Here is a 21894-nt window from a genome sequence, read left to right as displayed (position 1 = left end):
CTTATATTTCTAACAAGATTTTGGCTCTTTTTTTGAGAGTGGAGGAGGAGATAGGGGAGTAGTAGACAGTATTCCTGGTTACGACAATAGACTTCGCTTCCTCTTCACCAATGCGTTCCAGCTTCTTATCCTGCTGGGAATGAGTCATAAATTGCTTCGATACCTTGGAGGATTTCTCAATCGATATATCAAATATAGCAATCAGCTCTGAGGATCGAATAATTTTTTCTCCGCCCAAATGAATATACATGGTCTTCCTCCGCTCTTTATAGCTCCACTTTACCGCCATGAACATGATACAGGACTGCACCCTTTAATTTGTCAGCATTCAGCCCCTCTACACCGGTGGCGGTGATGAAGGTCTGCACCTTACTCTGAAAGGTCTCGATAAGCTGGGTCTGACGATAGGGGTCAAGTTCGGACAAAACATCATCAAGAAGCAGCACAGGATATTCTCCGATCTCCTCATGAATCAGTTCAATTTCCGCCAGCTTGAGCGATAAAGCTGCCGTACGTTGCTGTCCCTGGGAACCGTAGACCTGAGCTTCTCTTCCGTTGATAAAAAAGGACAGGTCATCCCGATGGGGACCCGTCAGCGTCATGCCGCGCCTGATTTCCTGATCTCTTGTTTGTGATAACTTTAACATAAAATTGTCTAATAAGACAGCTTCATCTTCCTCTTCACGCTCACCGAACGAGGGAACATAGAGCAGTTTGAGCTCTTCTCCGCCGTTTGTGATGCCCCGGTGGATGCTTTCTGCCCATATTTGCAGCTTCTTTATGAATTGTTTCCTTTTTTTGACGATTTTAACACCATGTTCTACAAGTTGGGCATCCCATATGTCCAGAAGCTCCCTGCCGCCAGCCTCTTTGCCCCACAGCTGCTTCAGCAGATTGCCCCGCTGAACCAGAATCTTCTGGTACTGCTGCAGATGAAACAGGTAGCTCGGCTGAACCTGGCCAATCTCCATGTCGAGGAACCGGCGCCGGATTCCCGGAGTGCCTTTGACAATCTCCAGATCCTCCGGAGCGAACATCACCACATTCAGCGATCCAACGAATTCACTTAGCCGGCGCTGCTCAAGTCCGTTGATTCTGGCTTTTTTGCCCTGGGGGGACAGGGTTAGCTCCAGCTTAAGGTCCCCGTATTTACGCTCCACTTCGGCCACAATCTGAGCAGAGCCTGACGGGGCATCAAAGGAGATAAGCTCCTTTTCCTTGGAGGTACGATGGCTTTTGGTCATGGCCAAGACAAACAATGCCTCCATGAGATTGGTTTTGCCCTGGGCATTCTGGCCGAGAATGAGATTCACATCGCCCAGATTCGTAAGACGCAGCAGCCCATAGTTGCGATAATCCTGCAGACCGATATTTTTGACAAACAATCCCCTGTTCCTCCTTGGGTGAACTACTCTTTGACTCCGCCGCCTTCAACTTCGAACACGCCGTTATCCTGTACCTCTACTTTATCACCCGGATAGAGCTTCCGGCCACGGCGTTCTTCTGGTTCCCCGTTCACGAGTACATGACCTTCCTGCAGCAGCGCCTTCGCCATCCCGCCTGTGGATACACAATCGGAGAGCTTCAGGAACTGGTCGAGCTTAATATATCCACTGTGGATAACTATTTTTTTCATGATTTTAGTCCTTTCCGCCACTTATCCACATGTTCATGAACCGGGCGTTAATTAGTTGTCCGATACGGCAAAATAACATACAGGCTGCGGCTCTCATCGAGCGGCCGAAGAATGATCGGGCTCATCATGCCGGTGAAGGCGATTACGAGCTGCTCGCTCTCTACAACCTTCAGCACATCAAGCATATATTTGGAGTTGAAGGAGATCCGCAGCGGCTCGCCTTTGAAATCAATCACTTCCAGCTCCTCACGGACCTTACCCAGCTCTGACGAGCTGGAGGAGATCTCCACATCGCCGTTCTCCAGGGTCTGCATCCGAACGATGTTCGTTTTTTCTTCACGGGACAGCAAATAAGCGCGGTCAATCGATTCGCTTAATTTTTTTGTGTCCAAAGTTAGTTCTGTTTTGTAGGTGGTTGGAATAATTCTAGAAGTATCCGGATAAATGCCGTCCAGGATGCGCGAATAGAACAGCACTTTGTCGATTTTGAACAGGACCTGATTATCGGCTACGACAATATCCACCAGCATATTCTGATCGGGGATGATTTTGCTGAGCTCGTTCAGCGTTTTGCCGGCGATGACAATATTCGCAAACTGGATACTCTCCGTGCCTTCCAGATGTGCAGCTCTGGTCGCCAGCCGGTGGCGGTCGGTCGCAGTGAACTTGAATTCATTGTCAGCCAGATTCCACAGAATGCCGGTCAGAATCGGTGTTGTCTCCTGTGTAGAGATGGAGAAGGCGGTTTGTTTGATCATATTCTTCAGCAGGTCACCAGGCATGGAGATGGTCTCATTCTCCTCAATGCTTGGAAGAACAGGGAACTCTTCAGGGTCAAGACCGACAATCTGAATCTCCGTAGAGCCGGAAGAGATGTAGGTCTGGAAGCCTTCTTTTACTTCCATGTGTATTTCTTTGGAGGGAAGCTTCTTGATAATCTCGACGAAGAATTTGGCGGGGAGCACGACACTGCCCGGCTGTTCTACCTTGACGATCGTCTGGCTGTCATTCTCGGCAGGGATGAAGGATTGGATAGAAATATCCGTATCGCTTGCAGTCAGAGTAACTCCCTGGTGGCTAACCTCAAACTTAATTCCTGTCAGAATAGGGATTGTTGTTCGGCTTGAGATCGCCTTAGAGACATGTCCTATGGATTCGTTGAGTTCGTTTTTGAGAATGCTGATTTTCATGATTTCACTCCTAGCTGAAAAATTGGGAAATGGGTGTACGTAATTCCTCTTTGAAACGTGCTCTTAGAAGATGAATTATTATAGTTATTTAATAGTATTAGTAGTAGGGGCTCCGTTTATGTGGATAAGTCGCAAAACAGCATAAAATTAAGCCTACCCACATGTGTATAGATTGTGTATAGGCTCTTTGTTCCTCTTAGGAAGGATTTTTAATTTTCTCCGCAAGATTATTTACCACTTTATAGAGCTCCTGGTCCACCTTTAATTGCTGCGTAATCTTCTCATGGGCATGAATAACAGTCGTATGATCGCGTCCCCCGAAGGCTTCACCGATCTTAGGCAGCGAATAATCAGTTAATTCACGGGAGAGATACATGGCAATCTGCCTTGGAAAAGCAACAGCCTTCGTGCGTTTCCGCGCTTTGAAATCCTCCATGCGCAAATTGTAGTATTCGCCGACTTTTTGCTGAATATCGTTCATGGTGATCATCTTCGGACGGCTGGAAGGAATGATATCCTTCAGCGCTTCCGCCGCCAGATGCGTCGTCACATCCTGATTGGTCAGCGATGAATAGGCTACAACACGAATCAGTGCGCCTTCCAGCTCCCGGATATTCGTATCGATCTGATTGGCGATATACATCATCGCTTCGTTCGGGATGTCCAGGTTCTCCGCTTTGGCCTTCTTACGCAGAATGGCAATCCGTGTCTCCAGATCCGGAGGCTGAATATCAGTGATCAGACCCCATTCAAACCGGGAACGCAGCCGTTCCTCCAGCGTGGGAATTTCCTTGGGAGGCCGGTCGCTTGAGATGATGATCTGTTTGCGTTCTTCATGAAGTGCATTGAACGTATGGAAAAATTCCTCCTGCGTCGACTCCTTGCCAGCCAGGAATTGTATGTCATCAATCAGCAAAATGTCAACATTGCGGTACTTGTTACGGAAGCTCTCGCCGCGGTTATCACGGATGGAGTTGATGAATTCATTCGTGAATTTCTCGGACGAGATATAGATAACCTTATTGTTGGGGTTATGCTCCAGCACATAATGGCCGATCGCATGCATCAGGTGAGTTTTGCCGAGACCTACGCCTCCATACAGAAATAAAGGGTTATAAGCTTTGGCCGGCGCTTCGGCTACAGCCAGTGAGGCTGCGTGCGCAAAACGGTTGCCCGAACCGATCACGAACGTATCGAAAGTGTATTTGGGATTGAGCAGATGCGTCTGTGCTTCTTCGCGTGAAACGACAGGAGAGGGTGCGCTTTGTTGAACAACCGGCTCTGAGGGCTTGTTCTCCTCAATTACAAATTTGACATCAACCTGCTGTCCGGTGACTTCATATACCGTTGCTCCTACCAGTTTGGTATAGCGACTTTCCAGCCATTCTACGGCAAAGGTTGTTGGCGCCGAGATGATAAGAGCCTGGGAATTGAACGTCATGGCCTTGGTGGCCTTGAACCAGGTATCGAAGCTCGGCTTGCTTAATTTGGTCTGAATAATCGATAATATTTGCTGCCATAATTCGGAAGTATGGCTGTCCACAGACTGTCACTCCTTTAAATCTTCCAAATGTGGCATCAGCCATGAGTGGAAATGTCGAAGAAAATGGGTTGGTGCTGAATCTTATCCCCAATGTGCAAGATCAAGAGACAAAAAAATATGGATAAATTTGAATTGTTCACAACTTTATCCACAGCTTGTTGATAAGATATTGAACAATCAAATCTATTCACATTCAAAAGTAATACTATCATAGCAAAACGCCCCTTGTTTTTCAATGAGCCACGCCATTTTATCCACAAATTCAATCACTTGTGTATAATTTTTAGGCACACCACTACATATTGTTGATAATTTGTTTACCGTTCGACAGATTCTGCAATTGCTCCGATATTTTTATACACAGGTTGTACTCACCTGTGAGCAACCTGCATCACTTTTTAATCACAGGTGGATAACTATCCGGGCCTGTGGATTATTATTTTTGAAGTGCCGGAGTGTGGATAAGCTGTTTCAGTGATCATTTTGAAGGCCGGGTGCAGCCTGGGGATAAAATTTCGGAGGTCAAGGTCAGAGGCTGAGAAATTTAAAAAAGAGGGAGGAAGCCAACAAGGTTGACTTTTGCCTGAATTATGTGTTTAAATATATAAAGGTGTTTTCTGTGAGGATATGTCTCCAAATTTAATTGATAATACTTGTAGATACTGTCCCTACTCTAAGGGCGGCTTAGTCCGTTTCTGCTTATATGACAGTAATTAAGTTCCTGTAAGGGAGGTGCAATACATGAGACCGACGTTCAGACCGAATGTGAGCAAACGCAAAAAGGTGCATGGTTTCCGCAAAAGAATGAGCACGAAAAACGGCCGCAAAGTGCTGGCAGCCCGCCGCTTGAAAGGCAGAAAAGTTTTGAGTGCGTAAGTTAGGCCACTTAGGGACCACTGCGGTGGTCCTTTTTTACGCTGAATTTGTTCAACTATAAGGGATGTAATGAAACGGAGACCGTCTTTTTATTAGAAGAAGGCGTAACCGTTTCTGCTTCTCTTCTATATATAGCGCAGATTTGGATGCTGCTCCGTGAGCGGACAACCAGCCATTGTATCTGCCGCTGCAACAAGATAAATGATCGGCTCTGCAGGGGATGTTAACGCTACTGCGGGGCTTTTTTTAAATATAAGTATTTATACTTCATTTAGCGGGGTGTCCCGAAGGCCGTAACAGCTGCCGTTTATGGCATCCCTTGAATGACTATACTAATTAGAAGATGAAATACCGGGGCCTGGAGACATTCCGGTATTTGAATAGGAGATTTTCCCGTGCACAAAAGTTTACGATTACGAAACCGTGCCGACTTCAGCCGCGTATACCGCCATGGGAAGTCATTTGCGAATCATCAGTATGTGGTGTATTGGTTCCCCAGAAGAGAGGTGGAACGTTTCCGTGTAGGCATATCCGTCAGCAAGAAGGTCGGGAACGCCGTGGTCCGCAACCGGATGAGACGGCTGGTTAAGGAAATTGTCCGCCACCATGAGCCGGAAATTGCAGGGGGGCTGGACATCGTGTTCATCGTAAGAAAAGGAGCGCTTTCCAAGGATTACGCCGAGCTTGAAAAAAGTGTGCTGCATGTGCTGCGCAAAGCCAAGCTGCTAAAGGCTTTACGCAAGTAAAAGGGCCGGAAGAGGGCTTGTTTATTTGTATCCATAATTATGTTATGATTTACGGTGCAATGGAATGTTTATGAGAGGGGTTTTGAAGTGTCTCTAATGAAGACTAAGCGAGGAAAAATGTTTCTTCTCCTCGGGTTAATGGTTCTAATGATCGCTGTTCTGTCGGGATGCTCTCCGTCTGCGGCAACAGTGACGCACACTACGGAGGATTTGAAAAATGGAGGCTTCTGGCAGAGTAATGTAGTCTATTATTTCGCCATTGCCCTGGATACTTTCGCGAAGTGGTTTGATGGCCAGTATGGATTAGCCGTTCTTGTAATGGTTATCATTGTCCGTACGCTGATTCTGCCGCTTACAATGAAGCAAGTGAAGAGTTCACGTGCGATGCAGGCGATCCAGCCGGAACTTGAGAAGATTAAGAAAAAATATAAAGATGAGCCTGAAAAGGTACAACAGGAAACGATGCGCCTGTTCCAGGAGAACAAGGTTAACCCGATGGCGGGCTGTCTGCCGCTGATCGTGCAAATGCCGATCTTTATCGCACTATACAATTCAATCTACTACAACCCGGATCTTAGACTTCATGACTTCCTGTGGCTGCAGCTTGGCAAGCCCGATCATCTGTTCATCCTGCCGCTTCTTGCAGCTGCTACGACATTCATCCAGACCCGTATGATGACCAAAATGAACCCGGTACAACAGCAGGGTCCAATGCAGTTCATGATGATGGTATATCCGGTTCTGATCTTCATCATGTCCTACAACTTCCCGTCTGCACTTCCGCTGTACTGGTTCTATAGCAATCTGTACACTATTATTCAGAACTACTTCTTGTACCGCAACAATGATAAGCACAAAGCGGCAATTGCTGCCTCCAGTGCTGCTGTAAGCGCCAAAGAAGTGAACCTGACGAAGAGCAAGAACAGCAACTCTAACGCCCGCAAAGATGTTACTCCTAATGCAAGAGCCAACGGCAGCAAAGGGAAGAAGGGGGTCAAAAAGTCAAAATGAGCAAAGTCGTCGCAACAGGGAAAACCATTGAAGAAGCTGTAGAACGCGGACTTAACCAGCTTGGAGTTCACAAAGACCGGGTAACGGTCAACGTACTTGAACAGCCGTCAAAAGGATTCCTTGGATTGATCGGTGCGAAGGGAGCCAAGGTAGAATTAACCTTGATCTCTGAAGCCGCACCGGCATCAGCGGCGAGTGCTCCGCTACTGTCTCAGCAGTCAACCAGAGAGAGCCATATAGAGGCGATCAGCGGCGTACCGCGCCAGGATTCCGGACACCCGGTGGAGGAAGCTTACGGACAGGCCGTTCAGTTCATTGTAGATGTCGCCAAGAGCATGGGGCTTGAGGTGGAAGTTGAAATCGTTCATTCCAAGGAATCAACTATTCTGCAAATATCCGGTCCGGATCTGGGGCTGCTGATTGGCAGAAGAGGACAAACTCTCGATGCTCTGCAGTATTTGGCTAATATTGTGGCCAATCGTTACTCAGACAGCTTCATCCGGCTTGTGCTGGATGCGGAGAACTTCCGTGAACGCCGCAAGAAGACGCTCGAGGAACTGGCTGACCGTCTGGCTGGGCGTGTGGTGAGGACCCGTAAAGAGGTTGTCCTTGAACCGATGTCCCCGCAGGAACGCAAGATTATTCATTCCAGATTACAGGATCACCGGCAGGTTAACACTCTCAGCAAGGGTGAAGAACCGAACCGCCGCGTCGTTATAACTTTGAAGTAGAACCATATGCCGCAATGACTCCTTGACCTATGCGAGGAGTCATTGTTTTTTTGAAATATAAGGATATTAATAAATTACGTTGACATAGATCAAGCCAGAGGTGAATAACAACATGCTTAGTGACACTATTGCTGCTGTATCAACGGCCCTGGGTGAGGGGGGGATTGCCATCATCCGGGTTAGCGGACCGCAGGCGATCAGCCAGGTGGCCCCCTTGTTCAAAAGCCGGACCCCCTTAATGGAAGCTGAATCCCATACGGTACATTATGGACATATCGTAAGTCCGCTGGACGGGGAACAGCTCGAAGAAGTACTGGTGACGGTAATGAAGGGACCGCGTTCGTTTACAACGGAGGATGTGGTAGAGATTAGCGCCCACGGCGGTGTGATCTCTGTAAGAAGAATAATGGATCTGCTGCTGCAGCAGGATATCCGGCTGGCCGAGCCGGGGGAGTTCACCAAACGCGCTTTTCTGGGCGGGCGGATCGATCTGTCACAGGCGGAGGCCGTCATTGACCTGATTCGTTCCAAGTCAGACCGGGCATTCTCGGTTGCGCTCAAGCAGGTTAGCGGATCATTATCCGCACGTATTCATGAGCTTCGGCATACCCTTATCGAGACCCTGGCCCATATTGAAGTAAACATTGATTATCCCGAACATGATGTGGAATCCTTAACGTCCGAGTTCATCAAGGATAAGAGCCGGGAAGTAATGACAGGCATTGATAAGCTGCTGCGAACCGCCAATGAAGGAAAGATTCTGCGCGAAGGCATTACCACGGCGATTGTGGGCCGGCCCAATGTAGGCAAGTCCTCACTGCTTAACGCGCTTGCCCGTGACAACAAGGCGATTGTAACCGATATTCCGGGAACAACACGTGATGTAATAGAAGAGTATGTAACGATTAATAATATCCCGCTGAAGCTGCTGGACACTGCCGGAATCCGTGAAACAATGGATGTGGTGGAAAAAATCGGTGTGGAGCGCTCGAAGGCTGCCTTCAGCGATGCGGATCTGATTCTGCTGGTGCTGAATGCAAATGATGAGCTTCATGAGGATGAATTGGCACTTATGGAACAAATCCACGGTAGACAAGCCTTGGTCATCATGAATAAAATGGACTTACCGTCCCGTCTGGACACGGGGAAGCTGCGCTCATTTTTTGATGAAGCCAGTATTGTCCCAATGTCTGTACTGGAAGAGGAAGGACTGGATAAGCTGGAAGAGGCGATCTCTGCACTCTTTTTCGGAGGCAAGCTGGAATCGGGTGATCTGACTTACGTAAGTAATGTAAGACATATAGCACTGCTTAAGAAGGCGCATAGATCCCTGCAGGATGCCTATGAAGCGGCGGAGATGCTAATTCCTATAGATATGATACAGATTGATGTACGTCTGGCTTGGGAGCAGCTCGGGGAGATTATTGGAGATACGGCTGCCGATTCTCTGCTGGATCAGATTTTCTCACAATTCTGTCTAGGTAAATAAAAAGGAGGGAACAGATATGAATTATGATGGAGGCAGCTATGATGTTATCGTCATTGGCGCCGGACATGCCGGCTGCGAAGCGGCTCTGGCTGCTGCACGGATGGGCTGCCGCACACTAATGATCACAATTAACCTGGATATGGTGGCCTTCATGCCATGTAATCCATCCATTGGCGGACCCGCCAAGGGCCATGTGGTACGTGAAATTGATGCCCTGGGCGGTGAAATGGGCCGCAATATAGATAAGACATTCATTCAGCTGCGGATGCTTAATACAGGCAAGGGACCTGCTGTGCACGCATTGCGTGCCCAAGCGGATAAGTTCCTCTATCAGCATGCGATGAAAGAAACGATGGAAAAGACCCCTAACCTGACTCTGCGCCAGGGCATGGTGGAGGAGCTGATTGTGGAAGACGGACGCTGCGCCGGAGTGGTCACGAAGACCGGAACGGCATACCACAGCAAGACTGTTATTCTGACGACCGGAACTTATCTGCGCGGCAAAGTGATTATGGGTGAGCTGACGTATGAGAGCGGGCCGAATAATCAGCAGCCGTCCGTACGGCTGTCCGAGAATCTGCGTGAGCTTGGATTCGATCTTGTCCGCTTCAAGACAGGAACACCGCCGCGGGTACACAAGGATACCATTGACTTCTCCAAGACGGAAATTCAGCCGGGGGATGAGAAGCTTAAGTTTTTCTCTTTTGAAACGAAGTCATCGAATAATGAACAGCTGCCATGCTGGCTCACCTACACCTCACCGGTCACCCACCAGATTATTAATGACAACCTGCACCGTGCACCGATGTTCACCGGAATTATTGAAGGAACAGGTCCGCGTTATTGTCCATCCATCGAAGATAAGGTCGTCCGGTTCAGCGATAAATCACAGCATCAGATCTTCCTGGAGCCGGAAGGTAAAAACACATCGGAATACTATGTTCAAGGTCTGTCTACGAGTCTTCCGGAGGATGTACAGCTGGCGATACTGCGTTCTATCCCCGGTATGGAGAAGGTAGAGATGATGCGCAACGGCTATGCTATTGAATATGATGCGATGGTTCCAACACAGCTCTGGCCGTCTCTGGAAACCAAACGTCTGCCCGGACTATTCACAGCGGGACAGATCAACGGTACCTCTGGATATGAGGAAGCTGCGGGACAGGGTATCATTGCCGGCATCAATGCCGCGCGTAAAGTACAGGAGAAGGAACCGGTGGTGCTTGACCGTTCGCAAGGGTATATTGGTGTTCTGATTGATGATCTGGTCACCAAAGGAACCAATGAGCCTTACCGTCTGCTGACTTCACGTGCAGAATACCGGCTGCTGCTCCGTCATGATAATGCGGATCTGCGCCTGACTCCCATCGGATATGACATCGGACTTATTCCAGCGCAACGGTATGAAGCCTTCCTCGATAAGAAAGAACGGGTGGACCGCGAAATCATCCGCCTGCAGGAAACGAAGGTGAAGCCTGTTCAGGTGAATGAAGCTCTCGCCGGTTATGGATCAGCACCGATTGTTGACGGAAGCAATCTGCTGACTCTGATGCGCCGTCCGGAGATTGCCTATAGCTTCGTAGATATGATCTCACCTTCTCTGGAAGAACTGGATGAAGATATGAAGGAACAGGTTGAGATTCAGATTAAGTATGCCGGATATATCGAGAAGCAGCTCCTGCATGTGGAGAAGCTGCAGAAGATGGAGAAGAAGAAGATTCCTGAGGATATCAACTATAACGAGATTCATGGACTGGCGATGGAAGCCCGGCAAAAGCTGACCAAAATCGCTCCAATCTCCATAGGCCAGGCTTCCCGTATCGGGGGAGTTACACCGGCGGATATTTCGATTTTGTTGGTATATTTGGAGCATTACAACCGTGTCACAGCGGCGAAAGGATAATCTATGGATAACACGACAGCCCAGTTCACTGCTCTGCTCAAGGAGCATGGACTACAGCTCTCAATGAAGCAATTAGAACAATTTGAACTATATTTTCAGGAACTGATCTCCTGGAATGAGAAGATGAATCTAACGGGGATAACAGAGCGGAGCCAAGTCTATACGAAGCATTTCTACGATTCTTTGTCCTTAGCTTTCTACATTAATATGGATGAGACGAAGAGTCTTGCCGATATTGGTTCAGGGGCGGGATTCCCTGGAATCCCGCTGAAAATATGCTTCCCTCACCTAAAGCTGACGATTGTGGATTCACTTAGCAAACGCATCTCATTCCTGCAGCATGTATGTGATACCCTGGGGTTGACCGGTGTACAGCTTATTCATGGCCGGGCAGAGGATGTTGCCAGACAGTTTGTTCATCGTGATGCTTATGATGTTGTAACTGCCCGTGCAGTTGCCCGCCTATCGCTCTTAAATGAATTTTGTCTGCCGTTCACCAAGAAAGATGGAATCTTCGCCGCGATGAAGGGCAGCGACCCGACTGAGGAATTGGCAGAGGCCAAACGCAGCTTCAAGGAACTGCGTGCAGAACTGCATAAGGTTGAATCCTTTAGCCTGCCTGTGGAAGAATCTTCCCGCCACCTTATTCTCGTTCGTAAAACTGGAGCAACACCCTCCAAATATCCGCGCAAACCAGGTGTTCCTGCCAAATCGCCGCTGATCTAATGTTTCACGTGAAACAAAGAATTGGCAGCGTTAGGTTTAAGATCAAGCTCATGATGATATGAGCTTGATCTTTTTTTTGTTATCATTCTCACCGGATAGATTCCTCTATATAAGATGAAATGCAGGAAAAATAGGTCACTATGGAGAATAGGATTATTAGCAGAAAAGTGATAGAATACTATAGTAAGACTTTCAATAGATATGAATGGCCGTTAAGGCCAACAACCGGGTATATCGTTTGTATCAATACTGGATATACTTTCTTACGCTGTACGATTAGCTTTTCGCAGGAAAGGTTTATGAGGATCGTACTATAACGAAATTAGGTGGTTATGAACGGAATGAAAGAACAATTCACCAAGCTTTTTGGATTTACCGAGCGGAGCAGCGGAGAAGAGATCAAACAAATCCCGGTTCATGAGGTCATCAGCAGCCCGTATCAGCCGCGGACCATTTTTGATGATGACAAGATAGATGAGTTATGTCAGACTATCAAAACTCATGGAGTTATCCAGCCGATCGTTGTGCGTATGCGTGATTCCCAGTATGAGATTATTGCAGGTGAGAGACGCTGGCGGGCGGTCAAGAAGCTGGGCATGGAGACGATTCCAGCGCTTGTCCGGGAGTTCAATGATTCACAGGCAGCTTCCATTGCACTGATTGAGAATCTGCAGCGTGAGGGCTTAACTTCTATAGAAGAAGCCATTGCCTATCAGAAGCTCATTGATCTACATCAATTGACCCAGGAAAGTCTAGCACAGCGGCTTGGCAAAAGCCAATCCACGATAGCCAACAAAATCCGCTTGCTGAATTTGCCGGAGCAGGTCAAGACTGCATTGATGGAAAGAAAAATCACGGAGCGTCATGCACGTTCGCTCTTATCTCTGGACAGCGAAGAGATGCAGCTTAAGGTTCTGGCTGAAATCATCTCCAAAGAGTTAAATGTTAAGCAAACGGAAGCACGTATCGCCTTCTATAAGGCCGTTACCCAGACCAAAAAATCAAAACGGACCTCCTATACCAAAGATGTTCGTCTCGCTCTTAATACAATTCGTCAATCTATAGACATGGTGACCGGTTCAGGCATGGAGATCAAAACCTCCGAGAATGATCGTGGCGATCATTATGAGATTGTTATCCAAATTCCAAAAAGATAAATGGTTTCAAAAGCTGAAGGCGGCCCTGAGGTGTTGGCCGCCTTTTCTATGACCAGCCCCAAACGTTATCACACATACATTCTAAGAATTAGTTTATGTATATTTGTCAACATTTCGCAAATGTGATGCCGTAGATCCAGATGATTATGCCGTCAACAGCTATGAACTACAAGATGATTCTTTCTAAACAATTCGAGGTGAAATAAGTGTCCAAGATTATTGCCATAGCAAATCAAAAAGGCGGGGTCGGTAAAACAACAACCTCTGTGAACCTGGGTGCCGGTATGGCTACTCTGGGGAAGAGAGTGCTGCTCGTTGATATTGACCCCCAAGGCAACACTACGAGCGGCGTTGGCGTCAACAAAGCGGATGTAGCAAATTGCATTTATGATATTCTAATTAATGAAGTAGACCCGCAGGAGACGATATTGGAGACCCGGATCGAAGGTCTTCATATTATTCCGGCAACTATTCAACTGGCAGGAGCCGAGATCGAACTGGTCTCCACGATTTCCAGAGAACTGAAGCTGAAGAAGGCACTGAATGCAGTTAAGGCCAACTATGATTATATTATCATTGATTGCCCTCCATCCTTGGGTATTCTTACCATTAACTCTCTGACAGCAGCAGATTCAGTGATCATTCCTATCCAATGCGAATACTATGCGCTTGAAGGACTAAGCCAGCTTCTCAATACCGTACGGCTGGTCCAGAAGAATCTTAATCCGCATCTCAAAATAGAAGGCGTATTGCTTACCATGCTTGATGCCCGCACCAATCTGGGGATTCAAGTTATTGAAGAAGTGAAGAAATATTTCCAGGAAAAGGTATACAGAACGATTATCCCGCGTAATGTACGCTTAAGTGAAGCTCCTTCACACGGACAATCCATTATCACTTATGATTCCCGTTCCAAAGGGGCGGAAGTATATTTAGAGCTGGCAAAGGAAGTGATCTCTTATGAGTAAGCGTTTGGGGAAAGGCTTGGATGCATTGATACCTTCTCTGTCGATAAACGAGGATGACAAGGTGGTTGAAATTCCGCTGACGCAGCTGAGAGCCAATCCCTATCAGCCGCGGAAGGACTTCAATGAAGAGGCTATCCAGGAGCTTGCAGAATCCATAAGACAGCATGGGGTAATTCAGCCAATCATTGTTCGTAGTGTCTTAAAAGGGTATGAGATTATTGCCGGGGAACGCAGATTCCGGGCATCGCAGTATTGTGGTAAAGCTACTATTCCAGCAGTGGTACGCAGTCTCAGTGATCAGCAGGTTATGGAGATAGCTCTGATAGAGAATCTGCAGCGTGAGAATCTCAACGCCATGGAAATCGCAGTAGCCTATCAAGGCTTAATGGATCAATTCTCGCTGACCCAGGAGGAGCTATCACTTAAGGTCGGAAAGTCCAGATCACATATCGCTAACTTTTTGCGGCTGCTTAGTCTGCCGGAGGAAGTGAAGGATTATGTTTCACGTGGAACAATTTCAATGGGACATGCCCGGGCGATTGTCGCTCTGAAAGACCCGGAGATGATCAAGCAACTAGCTGAGCAGTGTGTAGAGCTTCAATGGAGTGTTAGAGAGCTTGAAGAGGTAGTGAAGAATCTTGACCGCAAACCGGCTAACGGAATCAAGGCAAAGGTCGTCAAACGTGATCCTTATATTGATAATGTTGAGGAAGTATTGCGGGAGCGCTTCAAGACAACGGTCAAGATCAAACAAGGCAAGGAAAAAGGGAAAATCGAATTAAACTATTACAGTGCCCAAGACCTGGAAAGATTACTGGAGCTGCTGGGGAACTGATGTGGATATTTGTGCCGAAAACATATCCTGAGATATCCTTAATACGGATATGGAGGGATATGTTTTTTAAACCGGAAAAACGGAGGTGGAGAAATGGACAGGCTGGTATATCTCGATCATGCAGCTACTTCATGGCCTAAGCCGCCTGAGGTGGCGGCAGCGATGATGGAAGCCTTGCAGCAGTCAGGAGCAAATGCCGGACGCGGAAACCATTCGCTGGCTATTGGAACGGGAAGGGTGCTGGTGCGAGCCCGGGCGTTCCTGGCAGAGCTGTTCGGTGTATCTAATGCCCAGGATATTGCCTTTACTCATAACACTACTATGGGGCTAAATATGGCTATTAAGGGTACACTTCAACCAGGGGATCATGTCATCTCCACGATGACGGAGCATAATTCTGTACGCAGACCTTTGGAATATTTGCGCCGGACGATCGGGATTGAAGTGGATTATGTACAGGTAAGCCCTGAGGGTCAACTCGATCTACAGGAGCTTCAGCGTTCTCTACGGCATAACACCCGGATGGTGATCTGCAACCATAGCTCCAATCTCCTTGGAAGTATTCTGCCTATCGGGGATATTGGTGATATTGTGAAATTACATGGGGCGGTATTTCTGGTCGATGCTGCGCAGAGTGCAGGGGCGCTGGATATTGATGTGTCCGCAATGAATATTGATCTGCTGGCATTTCCGGGACACAAAGGGCTGCTGGGACCGCAAGGGACCGGTGGTCTGTATATATCTCCCGCGCTGGATCTGGAGCCTCTAATGCATGGAGGGACGGGCAGCCAGTCAGAGAACAGTGATCAGCCAAGTGTTCGTCCAGATCGTTATGAGGCGGGGACACAGAATGCAGTGGGGATAGCCGGATTACTGGCTGGCGTGAAGGCAGTCAAGGTTTTGGGAATAGAACAGATTCATAAGCAGGAATGGAAGCTCACGCAGCTGCTGATGGAGGGACTAGCTGCTGTTCCGGCCATTCGGATTCTCGGCCCGGCGCCGGGTGCTCAGCGCAGCGGAATTGTCGCTTTTACTATTGAAGGACAAGAATCGGCCAATATTGCGCATCGCCTGGACCGCGAATATAATATTGCCGTGCGTGCCGGTATGCATTGTACGCCGCTGGCTCATAAAGCTGCAGATACCTTGGATAGCGGGGCGGTAAGAGCCAGTGTCGGAGTGAGTTCAACGGAAGCGGATGTGGATAGGCTGGTAACGGCCGTGAAGGAGATGTTCGGCGTATTACGTGCAAAATAACAAGCTATATAAGAAGTGCTAAAGAAATAAACAAAAAGCAAAAGAAGCGGAGGGGGAATTTGGAACTGGAGGAGCGGTAGCGACCGCCTTTGTCACCGGATTTCCACCGCGAAGAGCGGAATAAATCGAGAAATCTGGGGACAACAGCGGCCGAAAGTCCAAATGTTCACCGCAGTGACGATGAAGCTTCAAGTTCAATCTTAAGTGCGTCTTATATATCATGTGAAACCAACGAATTCTTATATTTGTATAAAGGATGATCCATAATGTCGGAACTAAATGAAATCATAAGTGAACAATTATCATTGTTCATCATGGGGTTTGCCGTGGTAATCGTGCTGATGGCGGTGATGATTATTGTCCAGGGAGCAAGGCTTCGCAAAATGCGGCGGAAATATGAAGCAATGATGAGCGGCAATGGTATAGAGGATCTGGAGAGTCTTCTGGTCAATCTGAAGAATCAGGGAGATATGCTGGAGGAGGCGCAGCAGGAGCAGAAGGTGCTTATTGAAGCGGCACACGCCAAAATGCGCGGCATGAAATCGAAGGTGGCGATTAAGCGCTATAATGCTTTTGGAGAGCGCGGCAATGACCTGAGCTTCTCGCTTGCCATACTGGATGACAACCATAGCGGAATTGTGCTGAGCAGTCTGCACAACCGCGAGAACTCATATATCTATGCCAAGCCCCTTGAAAAAGGGGAGTCGCCATACCCGCTGTCTCCGGAGGAGAAGGAAGTTATTGCTCTCGCGTTGCAGCAGATTTAGAGTGAAGATTCCATTGCTTCAAGGCTGAGTAGAGGCTGGAGGCAATGATATCCGACAATCGCATCACAAGGCTTAATCTTGTGTTCTGTAATACGAAGTATTCCATGAATCCCCCGACATTTACAATACCCGTCAAATGGATATCCCCAACCGGCGGAAGCTGCTTATTGACCCCCGCGCCCGGCCGTAGAGGCCCTTCAACGACTTGAATGCAGCCGACACTGGTGGATTGGCCCAGACAGGCATCAATGGCGATGATGAATGGGTTATGGTGCTTCTCATACACGAGGGAGAGGGTCTCTTCCAGGTTAATGGCATGTACCGGATCTTCCAGCGTTCCATAAAGATGGAACAGGGGGCTGTGAAAGCGGGCCAGGGTAGTGCCGACCAGCGGGCCGAGTGAATCGCCGGTAGAGCGGTCCGTTCCCACGCAGATAATCACAATGGGCGTATCGGGACGGGTCCTTGAAATGTGAAAAAGCAGCCGATGGGTAATAGCAGAATAGATATTGGGGTCAGCATGTGATATTTTTAAACAGGATGGCTCTGGCAATGACGGAGCTTTAGAAGAGAAATTCATATAATCGTCCTTTCTGAGGCGGCGACTGCGAATTACGGGAAAGATCAGCTGATGAAGAGGCTGGCAGCAAGGCTGCTGATCACGCAAAGTTTAAGTCCGCGGAAGAGATTTCTGATGATCCTAGTATATGGATAAGAGTGGTTTTTTATACTATGGCAGCAATAGATAGGACGAATAGCCCAGAAGGAGGCGGCCTGAAGTTGGAAGAGGAATTGTTGATAGCCTTTGATTCGACCCAGCAGGCGCTGCGCGCTGAGATGCTGCTTGAATATGCGGAGATTGAAATTGATATATTTCCTACACCCAAGGAGATCACTGCCGGCTGTGCGATGTCGATCCAATTCTACCGGAATGCTCTGGAAGAGGTACGGGTCCTTGTGTCAGAGCAGAATATAGAAATCCGCGGAATCTATGCCAAAGCCGCTCATGGTGATGGTTATGTAGAGGTGGAGGAGAAGGAGGGGTTCGATGAATAACTGGATACTGGAAACAACTGGCGGAGAAGCCCTCAAGGATGCAGTCCGCTTCAAGGATAGAATATGGGACTGGATAACCAATATGGATATGTGGGCCGCCGTGCTGTTTGCGGGGATACGGATTCTCCTGATCTTCATTCTGACCCGGGTGATTATCAGAGTGGTCTCGGGCGTTATTGACCGTTCCCTGGAGCGGGAGACGAGGGGGAGAATGTTAGCAAATAACCGCCGTTTCTCCACGGTAGGCGGGCTGATGAAGAATGTGGTTAGCTTCTTCTGTAACTTCACCATGATTCTGCTGGTTCTGTCGGAGTTCAACTTCGATCTGAAGCCGCTGCTCGCCGGGGCCGGGGTTGTCGGACTGGCTATAGGGTTCGGCGCGCAAAGTTTGGTCAAAGATGTGATTACCGGATTCTTTATCATTTTTGAGGATCAATTTGCAGTCGGCGATGTCATCCAGAGCGGAACCTATAAGGGGACGGTGGAGATGATTGGCCTGAGAACGACAAGGCTGCTAAGCGCTACGGGAGAGGTACATATCATTCCCAATGGCACGATTGTTAATGTCACGAATTATTCGCTGGCGAATGCACTGGCAGTAGTCGATGTTCCGGTCAAAATAGAGCGGGGACTTGAAGCTACCCTCTCATTGATCGGTGAGGCGCTTCAGGGAATCGAGGAGCGGAGTTCAAGCGTCATTGCCTATCCTAACATTCTGGGAATCCAGTCGATGAGCACATCGGAGTATGTCATCCGGGTAGCGGCGAATTGTATGCCTAATGCCAGGGATGCGGCTGAACGGCAGATTCAGAATGATATTAAGCAGGCGCTGGAGAAGCAGAGTGCCCTGGAAGCGGCTAAGGCCGAGCAGGAGGCCCGTGAGCAGGCGGAAAGAGAAGCAAGGGAGGCACAAGCGTTGCGTGAGCAGGAACTCGCAGATGACGCCCGCAGAGCCCGTGAGGAGCATGAGGCAGGCCCCAGAAGACAGGTGGCTGCTGCGCAAGAGGGAGAAGAGGGGGAAGAGTGATGGAACGCAAAGTATTCGGGCTGGGTGATATAGTACAGATGAAGAAGCAGCATCCCTGCGGAACGAACGAGATGGAGATCATCCGTATGGGGATGGATATCCGGATTAAGTGTACAGGCTGTCAGCATAGTGTCCTCATTCCCCGGGCCAAATTCGAGAAGAATATGAAGAAGGTTCTGCATTCAGCGGAGGGCGGAGCAGAGAATAATTAAGCTTGCCGCAGGAGGCGAAACGTTAGTACAATAAGCTTGCAATTGTAATGCTGGCATGATACAATAATTCTTGCTGCGGAGAGGTACCCAAGAGGCCCAAGGGGGCTGACTCGAAATCAGTTAGGCGTGTCACAGCGTGCGTGGGTTCGAATCCCACCCTCTCCGCCACTTCAGCAATTATATCCTTAACTACGAGCCCTCCGTTCTGATACGGAGGCTTTTTTGTTGCGTCATATAGCGTCTTATCATCCTTATACGGGATGCAAAAAGAGAGACCGGTTAAGGTCTCTCTTCAAGAGGCAGTACATCAATGATGTTCGGAAGTCTCTGTCTGTAGCTACTACTGTGATTGGGTCATACCAAAGCTGATGCCTTTTTTATCGGGCCAGCTTCACTCGTCCCGGGTTACGATAGTTGCTGATTCAGAATCCCTGTGATCGTGTTCGTCTGCGACGTTCAACGGAACCACACCTCTCTTTTGTACTGCCTGGGTATAGTATGTGCAGACTGGATGGTTTTATACCTGTTGCCTTACTAAATTAATGGACGCGTGCCTTCTCGACTTTTTTCCATTTACGGTTCTTGTTGGAGGTCTCGGGAAAAGTGTCGCCCTTCTCCATTTCGATCCGTTTCGGATTCTGAATCTCGGTATGGAAGCTGCGGGCTTCGCCTACTTCAGTGTAGACACCCGGGTTGGGGGCCTTGTCGCCCTTTTCGTATTCTGTTTGTTCGCCCATGGTATGGATACCTCCTGTTGTAAGATGATGAAGCTGTTATATTGTGGCCCCGTCCACCCGGGATTACTCAGGCAGCTTGAGGGGAACAGGGAGCATTATCTTTCTGTAGCACCAGCATCTGGATGCTTGAATAAGACTTGCATTCATCTATATAATTTGGTATATTGATTTGGTGCGAGTCTATGTTTGTGCTCGTTCCTTGCTCCTGACCTGATTAGGGGCCTCAGACCATAAGGAGGTGAAAATTATGCGCAAATATGAAGTCATGTACATTATTCGTCCTGACATTGAACAAGAAGCCGTTCAAGCAGCAGTCGAAAAATTCCAAGGCATCATCTCCAACGGCGGAGAAATTACAAAGCACGACGTACAAGGTAAACGCCGTCTTGCGTATGAGATCAAGAAACATCGTGATGGCGTTTTTGTTTTGGTTAACTTCAGTGCAGAACCTGCAGTAGTTACTGAACTTGAGCGTATCATGAAGATTTCTGACGAAGTCATTCGTTATCTCATTACGAACGACGTTGCCTAAGATATTGACAAGCTTTGTAACGAATCGCGCTTTTAAGGAGGGGACCTAATTGTTGAACCGTATCATTCTGATCGGTCGGTTGACCCGTGACCCGGAACTTCGTTATACTCCCGCTGGTGTTGCCGTAACGCAGTTTACGCTTGCCGTAGACCGCAACTTTACGGGCCAGAACGGTGAACGCGAAGCGGACTTTATCCCGGTAGTAACCTGGAGACAGCTGGCTGAGACCTGTGCCAATTACTTGCGCAAAGGACGACTGGCAGCCGTAGAGGGACGCATCCAAGTACGGAATTACGAGAATAACGAAGGCAAACGTGTATACGTTACTGAAGTTATTGCCGATAATGTCCGTTTCCTGGAATCCGCGCAGAGCCGTGAAGGCGGAAATGCATCAAGTGGTGGAAGTATGCCTGAAGAGCCAGCCTTAGGTGGCGGCGGTAACGGTGGGAACAGTGCTCGCGGAAATGGAAATAACAATAATTTCTCGCGTAACAACAATACCCAAGATCCTTTTTCGGGCGATGGAAAACCGATCGATATATCGGACGATGATTTGCCATTTTAATAAGGAAGGACTGAACTGAACATGGCTTTCAAACCAAGAGAAGGTGCGGACAACGACAAAAGACCGGCACGTCGTGGTGGACGCAACAAGCGTAAAAAAGTGTGCTATTTCACTGTGAACAAGATTACTCACATTGACTATAAAGACACTGAGCTTCTTAAGAAGTTCATCAGCGAACGCGGAAAGATTTTGCCGCGTCGTGTAACTGGTACAAGTGCAAAATACCAACGCGCTCTGACTATTGCTGTAAAACGCTCGCGTCAAATCGCGCTGCTGCCTTACACAACGGAATAGGACGTTTTCTGAAGCAGCCGGCTTAGCCGGCTGCTTTTTGTCTGGGTGTGGGGATAGTCCCTGCAAAACGCCTGAATAAACACCTAAGCTAAGGCCCCACTATGTGGGGTTATTTTGTCAATATATATGTATCAGCTAAGCCATTTAAATTCAACTTGGAGGAATGACAAATGATCAGTGCAAGTCCTTACATTATTATTGAGCACGTGCAGGAGTCTGTGGAGTACTACAAGAGCGTTTTTGGCGGAGAGATCAAGGTTCTGAATGAACATAATGGCAAGTTGCTGCATGCTGAGCTGCATTTGGGGCAGACTCTGATTCACTTCTCCGATGATTACGGCAAAGGTGCCAAGACAGAGAATGTAAGTGTTATTCTGGGGTTGGACAATGAGGATGAGATGCGGGCGATTTATGAGAAACTGAGCTCAGAGGGCGGGCAGGTTAAGGTCGAACTGCAAAAAACGTTCTTCGGAGCACTTCATGGACAGGTCGCTGACGGTAAAAACGGTATTACATGGGTAATGAATTGCTTTGCCGGCAATTGACAATCCTATTCCAGATGTAGTAAATTACAGGTATCCTATAACTAAAGGGGAAATTTTGATGTTGGTGAGCGTTCTTAACTAAGCAATTTCA

The 21894-nt window shown here is 48.1% G+C and carries 26 protein-coding genes and 1 tRNA gene; 20 read left to right on the top strand and 7 right to left on the bottom strand.

The features are described 5' to 3' along the window. Position 1: 1 nt before the first annotated feature. From remB to dnaA, 5 genes are all read right to left on the bottom strand, one after another. Positions 2–250 (bottom strand): extracellular matrix regulator RemB, encoded by a 249-nt coding sequence (gene remB, locus HQN87_RS15205; RefSeq protein ID WP_036728071.1) that lies wholly within the window; start codon positions 248–250, stop codon positions 2–4. Positions 251–266: 16 nt separating this feature from the next. After that, positions 267–1385 carry a DNA replication/repair protein RecF gene (gene recF, locus HQN87_RS15200; RefSeq protein ID WP_173134721.1) on the bottom strand — a complete coding sequence of 373 codons (1119 nt, stop codon included), beginning with the start codon at positions 1383–1385 and terminating at the stop codon, positions 267–269. Between the two features lie 23 nt (positions 1386–1408). After that, positions 1409–1636, bottom strand: coding sequence for a S4 domain-containing protein YaaA (yaaA, locus tag HQN87_RS15195; RefSeq protein ID WP_173134718.1), 228 nt, complete (start codon positions 1634–1636; stop codon positions 1409–1411). A gap of 47 nt (positions 1637–1683) precedes the next feature. After that, positions 1684–2826 (bottom strand): DNA polymerase III subunit beta, encoded by a 1143-nt coding sequence (gene dnaN / locus HQN87_RS15190; RefSeq protein WP_173134714.1) that lies wholly within the window; start codon positions 2824–2826, stop codon positions 1684–1686. A 196-nt stretch (positions 2827–3022) separates the two neighbouring features. Next, positions 3023–4369: a chromosomal replication initiator protein DnaA gene (dnaA, locus tag HQN87_RS15185; RefSeq protein WP_173134711.1), complete on the bottom strand. Its 1347-nt coding sequence runs from the start codon at positions 4367–4369 to the stop codon at positions 3023–3025. Between the two features lie 741 nt (positions 4370–5110). Here dnaA and rpmH point away from each other — a divergent pair. The 12 genes from rpmH (at position 5111) to HQN87_RS15125 (ending at position 16835) form a co-directional block, all read left to right on the top strand. Further along, positions 5111–5245 carry a 50S ribosomal protein L34 gene (gene rpmH / locus HQN87_RS15180; protein ID WP_039295761.1) on the top strand — a complete coding sequence of 45 codons (135 nt, stop codon included), beginning with the start codon at positions 5111–5113 and terminating at the stop codon, positions 5243–5245. Positions 5246–5640: 395 nt separating this feature from the next. Further along, positions 5641–5991, top strand: coding sequence for a ribonuclease P protein component (gene rnpA / locus HQN87_RS15175; protein WP_173134708.1), 351 nt, complete (start codon positions 5641–5643; stop codon positions 5989–5991). A gap of 87 nt (positions 5992–6078) precedes the next feature. Beyond that, entirely contained in the window at positions 6079–7002 is a 924-nt protein-coding gene (locus HQN87_RS15170; protein ID WP_173134705.1) for a YidC/Oxa1 family membrane protein insertase, read from the top strand. After that, positions 6999–7733 carry an RNA-binding cell elongation regulator Jag/EloR gene (gene jag / locus HQN87_RS15165; protein ID WP_173134703.1) on the top strand — a complete coding sequence of 245 codons (735 nt, stop codon included), beginning with the start codon at positions 6999–7001 and terminating at the stop codon, positions 7731–7733. Before HQN87_RS15170 ends, jag begins: the two co-directional genes overlap by 4 nt. Before the next feature lie 112 nt (positions 7734–7845). Continuing rightward, entirely contained in the window at positions 7846–9222 is a 1377-nt protein-coding gene (gene mnmE / locus HQN87_RS15160; RefSeq protein ID WP_173134700.1) for a tRNA uridine-5-carboxymethylaminomethyl(34) synthesis GTPase MnmE, read from the top strand. Positions 9223–9238: 16 nt separating this feature from the next. Continuing rightward, a complete protein-coding gene (mnmG, locus tag HQN87_RS15155; RefSeq protein WP_173134698.1) occupies positions 9239–11125 on the top strand; it encodes a tRNA uridine-5-carboxymethylaminomethyl(34) synthesis enzyme MnmG in 1887 nt (628 codons plus the stop codon). Positions 11126–11128: 3 nt separating this feature from the next. Next, entirely contained in the window at positions 11129–11851 is a 723-nt protein-coding gene (gene rsmG / locus HQN87_RS15150; RefSeq protein WP_173134696.1) for a 16S rRNA (guanine(527)-N(7))-methyltransferase RsmG, read from the top strand. A 341-nt stretch (positions 11852–12192) separates the two neighbouring features. Beyond that, the gene (gene noc, locus HQN87_RS15145) at positions 12193–13008 is read left to right on the top strand and encodes a nucleoid occlusion protein (protein WP_173134695.1); all 816 of its coding nucleotides are present in this window, start codon (positions 12193–12195) and stop codon (positions 13006–13008) included. A gap of 206 nt (positions 13009–13214) precedes the next feature. Next, positions 13215–13976, top strand: coding sequence for a ParA family protein (locus HQN87_RS15140; RefSeq protein ID WP_173134694.1), 762 nt, complete (start codon positions 13215–13217; stop codon positions 13974–13976). Next, positions 13969–14811: a ParB/RepB/Spo0J family partition protein gene (locus tag HQN87_RS15135; protein WP_173134693.1), complete on the top strand. Its 843-nt coding sequence runs from the start codon at positions 13969–13971 to the stop codon at positions 14809–14811. Before HQN87_RS15140 ends, HQN87_RS15135 begins: the two co-directional genes overlap by 8 nt. A gap of 93 nt (positions 14812–14904) precedes the next feature. Further along, positions 14905–16068 (top strand): aminotransferase class V-fold PLP-dependent enzyme, encoded by a 1164-nt coding sequence (locus HQN87_RS15130; protein WP_173134692.1) that lies wholly within the window; start codon positions 14905–14907, stop codon positions 16066–16068. Positions 16069–16334: 266 nt separating this feature from the next. Beyond that, on the top strand, positions 16335–16835 hold the full coding sequence (locus HQN87_RS15125) for a DUF4446 family protein (RefSeq protein ID WP_173134690.1): 501 nt from the start codon (positions 16335–16337) through the stop codon (positions 16833–16835). Here HQN87_RS15125 and yyaC read toward each other — a convergent pair. Further along, positions 16807–17415 carry a spore protease YyaC gene (gene yyaC / locus HQN87_RS15120; RefSeq protein ID WP_173134688.1) on the bottom strand — a complete coding sequence of 203 codons (609 nt, stop codon included), beginning with the start codon at positions 17413–17415 and terminating at the stop codon, positions 16807–16809. The two genes, HQN87_RS15125 and yyaC, sit on opposite strands and share 29 nt — an antisense overlap. A gap of 200 nt (positions 17416–17615) precedes the next feature. On the opposite strand from yyaC, the gene HQN87_RS15115 reads away from it, so the two are divergent. The 4 genes from HQN87_RS15115 to HQN87_RS15100 all read left to right on the top strand — a co-directional run bounded on the left by HQN87_RS15115 (position 17616) and on the right by HQN87_RS15100 (position 19298). Next, entirely contained in the window at positions 17616–17891 is a 276-nt protein-coding gene (locus HQN87_RS15115; protein WP_173134685.1) for a putative Se/S carrier protein, read from the top strand. After that, positions 17884–18918 (top strand): mechanosensitive ion channel domain-containing protein, encoded by a 1035-nt coding sequence (locus HQN87_RS15110; RefSeq protein WP_173134682.1) that lies wholly within the window; start codon positions 17884–17886, stop codon positions 18916–18918. Before HQN87_RS15115 ends, HQN87_RS15110 begins: the two co-directional genes overlap by 8 nt. Beyond that, the gene (locus HQN87_RS15105) at positions 18918–19130 is read left to right on the top strand and encodes a DUF951 domain-containing protein (protein WP_173134677.1); all 213 of its coding nucleotides are present in this window, start codon (positions 18918–18920) and stop codon (positions 19128–19130) included. Before HQN87_RS15110 ends, HQN87_RS15105 begins: the two co-directional genes overlap by 1 nt. Positions 19131–19207: 77 nt before the next feature. Next, positions 19208–19298 (top strand) — tRNA-Ser (locus HQN87_RS15100). A 371-nt stretch (positions 19299–19669) separates the two neighbouring features. On the opposite strand, the gene HQN87_RS15095 is transcribed toward HQN87_RS15100, so the two are convergent. Then, positions 19670–19867 (bottom strand): YjzC family protein, encoded by a 198-nt coding sequence (locus HQN87_RS15095; protein WP_173134674.1) that lies wholly within the window; start codon positions 19865–19867, stop codon positions 19670–19672. A gap of 247 nt (positions 19868–20114) precedes the next feature. On the opposite strand from HQN87_RS15095, the gene rpsF reads away from it, so the two are divergent. From rpsF to HQN87_RS15075, 4 genes are all read left to right on the top strand, one after another. Beyond that, complete coding sequence (gene rpsF, locus HQN87_RS15090) at positions 20115–20399, top strand: 30S ribosomal protein S6 (protein ID WP_036699842.1); 285 nt, start codon at positions 20115–20117, stop codon at positions 20397–20399. 49 nt (positions 20400–20448) lie between these two features. Further along, complete coding sequence (ssb, locus tag HQN87_RS15085) at positions 20449–20964, top strand: single-stranded DNA-binding protein (protein ID WP_173134671.1); 516 nt, start codon at positions 20449–20451, stop codon at positions 20962–20964. A gap of 21 nt (positions 20965–20985) precedes the next feature. Further along, entirely contained in the window at positions 20986–21258 is a 273-nt protein-coding gene (rpsR, locus tag HQN87_RS15080) for a 30S ribosomal protein S18 (protein ID WP_036699837.1), read from the top strand. A 170-nt stretch (positions 21259–21428) separates the two neighbouring features. After that, the gene (locus HQN87_RS15075) at positions 21429–21803 is read left to right on the top strand and encodes a VOC family protein (protein WP_173134668.1); all 375 of its coding nucleotides are present in this window, start codon (positions 21429–21431) and stop codon (positions 21801–21803) included. The last annotated feature ends 91 nt before the right edge of the window (positions 21804–21894 follow it).

Origin of the sequence: Paenibacillus tritici (genome assembly GCF_013204885.1) — a bacterium.
GTDB classification, from domain to species: Bacteria; Bacillota; Bacilli; order Paenibacillales; family Paenibacillaceae; genus Paenibacillus_AQ; species Paenibacillus_AQ tritici.
This window is presented reverse-complemented; position numbering and strand designations above follow the sequence as displayed.

What these genes read in the sequence shown, in the direction of transcription:
- mnmE (WP_173134700.1), top strand. Translation starts at nt 7,846, where the DNA reads ATGCTTAGTGACACTATTGCTGCTGTATCAACGGCCCTGGGTGAGGGG.
- yyaC (WP_173134688.1), bottom strand. Translation starts at nt 17,415, where the DNA reads ATGAATTTCTCTTCTAAAGCTCCGTCATTGCCAGAGCCATCCTGTTTA.
- HQN87_RS15075 (WP_173134668.1), top strand. Translation starts at nt 21,429, where the DNA reads ATGATCAGTGCAAGTCCTTACATTATTATTGAGCACGTGCAGGAGTCT.
- HQN87_RS15125 (WP_173134690.1), top strand. Translation starts at nt 16,335, where the DNA reads ATGTCGGAACTAAATGAAATCATAAGTGAACAATTATCATTGTTCATC.
- mnmG (WP_173134698.1), top strand. Translation starts at nt 9,239, where the DNA reads ATGAATTATGATGGAGGCAGCTATGATGTTATCGTCATTGGCGCCGGA.
- HQN87_RS15110 (WP_173134682.1), top strand. Translation starts at nt 17,884, where the DNA reads ATGAATAACTGGATACTGGAAACAACTGGCGGAGAAGCCCTCAAGGAT.
- rpsR (WP_036699837.1), top strand. Translation starts at nt 20,986, where the DNA reads ATGGCTTTCAAACCAAGAGAAGGTGCGGACAACGACAAAAGACCGGCA.
- dnaN (WP_173134714.1), bottom strand. Translation starts at nt 2,826, where the DNA reads ATGAAAATCAGCATTCTCAAAAACGAACTCAACGAATCCATAGGACAT.
- HQN87_RS15130 (WP_173134692.1), top strand. Translation starts at nt 14,905, where the DNA reads ATGGACAGGCTGGTATATCTCGATCATGCAGCTACTTCATGGCCTAAG.
- rsmG (WP_173134696.1), top strand. Translation starts at nt 11,129, where the DNA reads ATGGATAACACGACAGCCCAGTTCACTGCTCTGCTCAAGGAGCATGGA.
- HQN87_RS15135 (WP_173134693.1), top strand. Translation starts at nt 13,969, where the DNA reads ATGAGTAAGCGTTTGGGGAAAGGCTTGGATGCATTGATACCTTCTCTG.
- HQN87_RS15095 (WP_173134674.1), bottom strand. Translation starts at nt 19,867, where the DNA reads ATGGGCGAACAAACAGAATACGAAAAGGGCGACAAGGCCCCCAACCCG.
- rpsF (WP_036699842.1), top strand. Translation starts at nt 20,115, where the DNA reads ATGCGCAAATATGAAGTCATGTACATTATTCGTCCTGACATTGAACAA.
- yaaA (WP_173134718.1), bottom strand. Translation starts at nt 1,636, where the DNA reads ATGAAAAAAATAGTTATCCACAGTGGATATATTAAGCTCGACCAGTTC.
- HQN87_RS15105 (WP_173134677.1), top strand. Translation starts at nt 18,918, where the DNA reads ATGGAACGCAAAGTATTCGGGCTGGGTGATATAGTACAGATGAAGAAG.
- noc (WP_173134695.1), top strand. Translation starts at nt 12,193, where the DNA reads ATGAAAGAACAATTCACCAAGCTTTTTGGATTTACCGAGCGGAGCAGC.
- remB (WP_036728071.1), bottom strand. Translation starts at nt 250, where the DNA reads ATGTATATTCATTTGGGCGGAGAAAAAATTATTCGATCCTCAGAGCTG.
- jag (WP_173134703.1), top strand. Translation starts at nt 6,999, where the DNA reads ATGAGCAAAGTCGTCGCAACAGGGAAAACCATTGAAGAAGCTGTAGAA.
- rpmH (WP_039295761.1), top strand. Translation starts at nt 5,111, where the DNA reads ATGAGACCGACGTTCAGACCGAATGTGAGCAAACGCAAAAAGGTGCAT.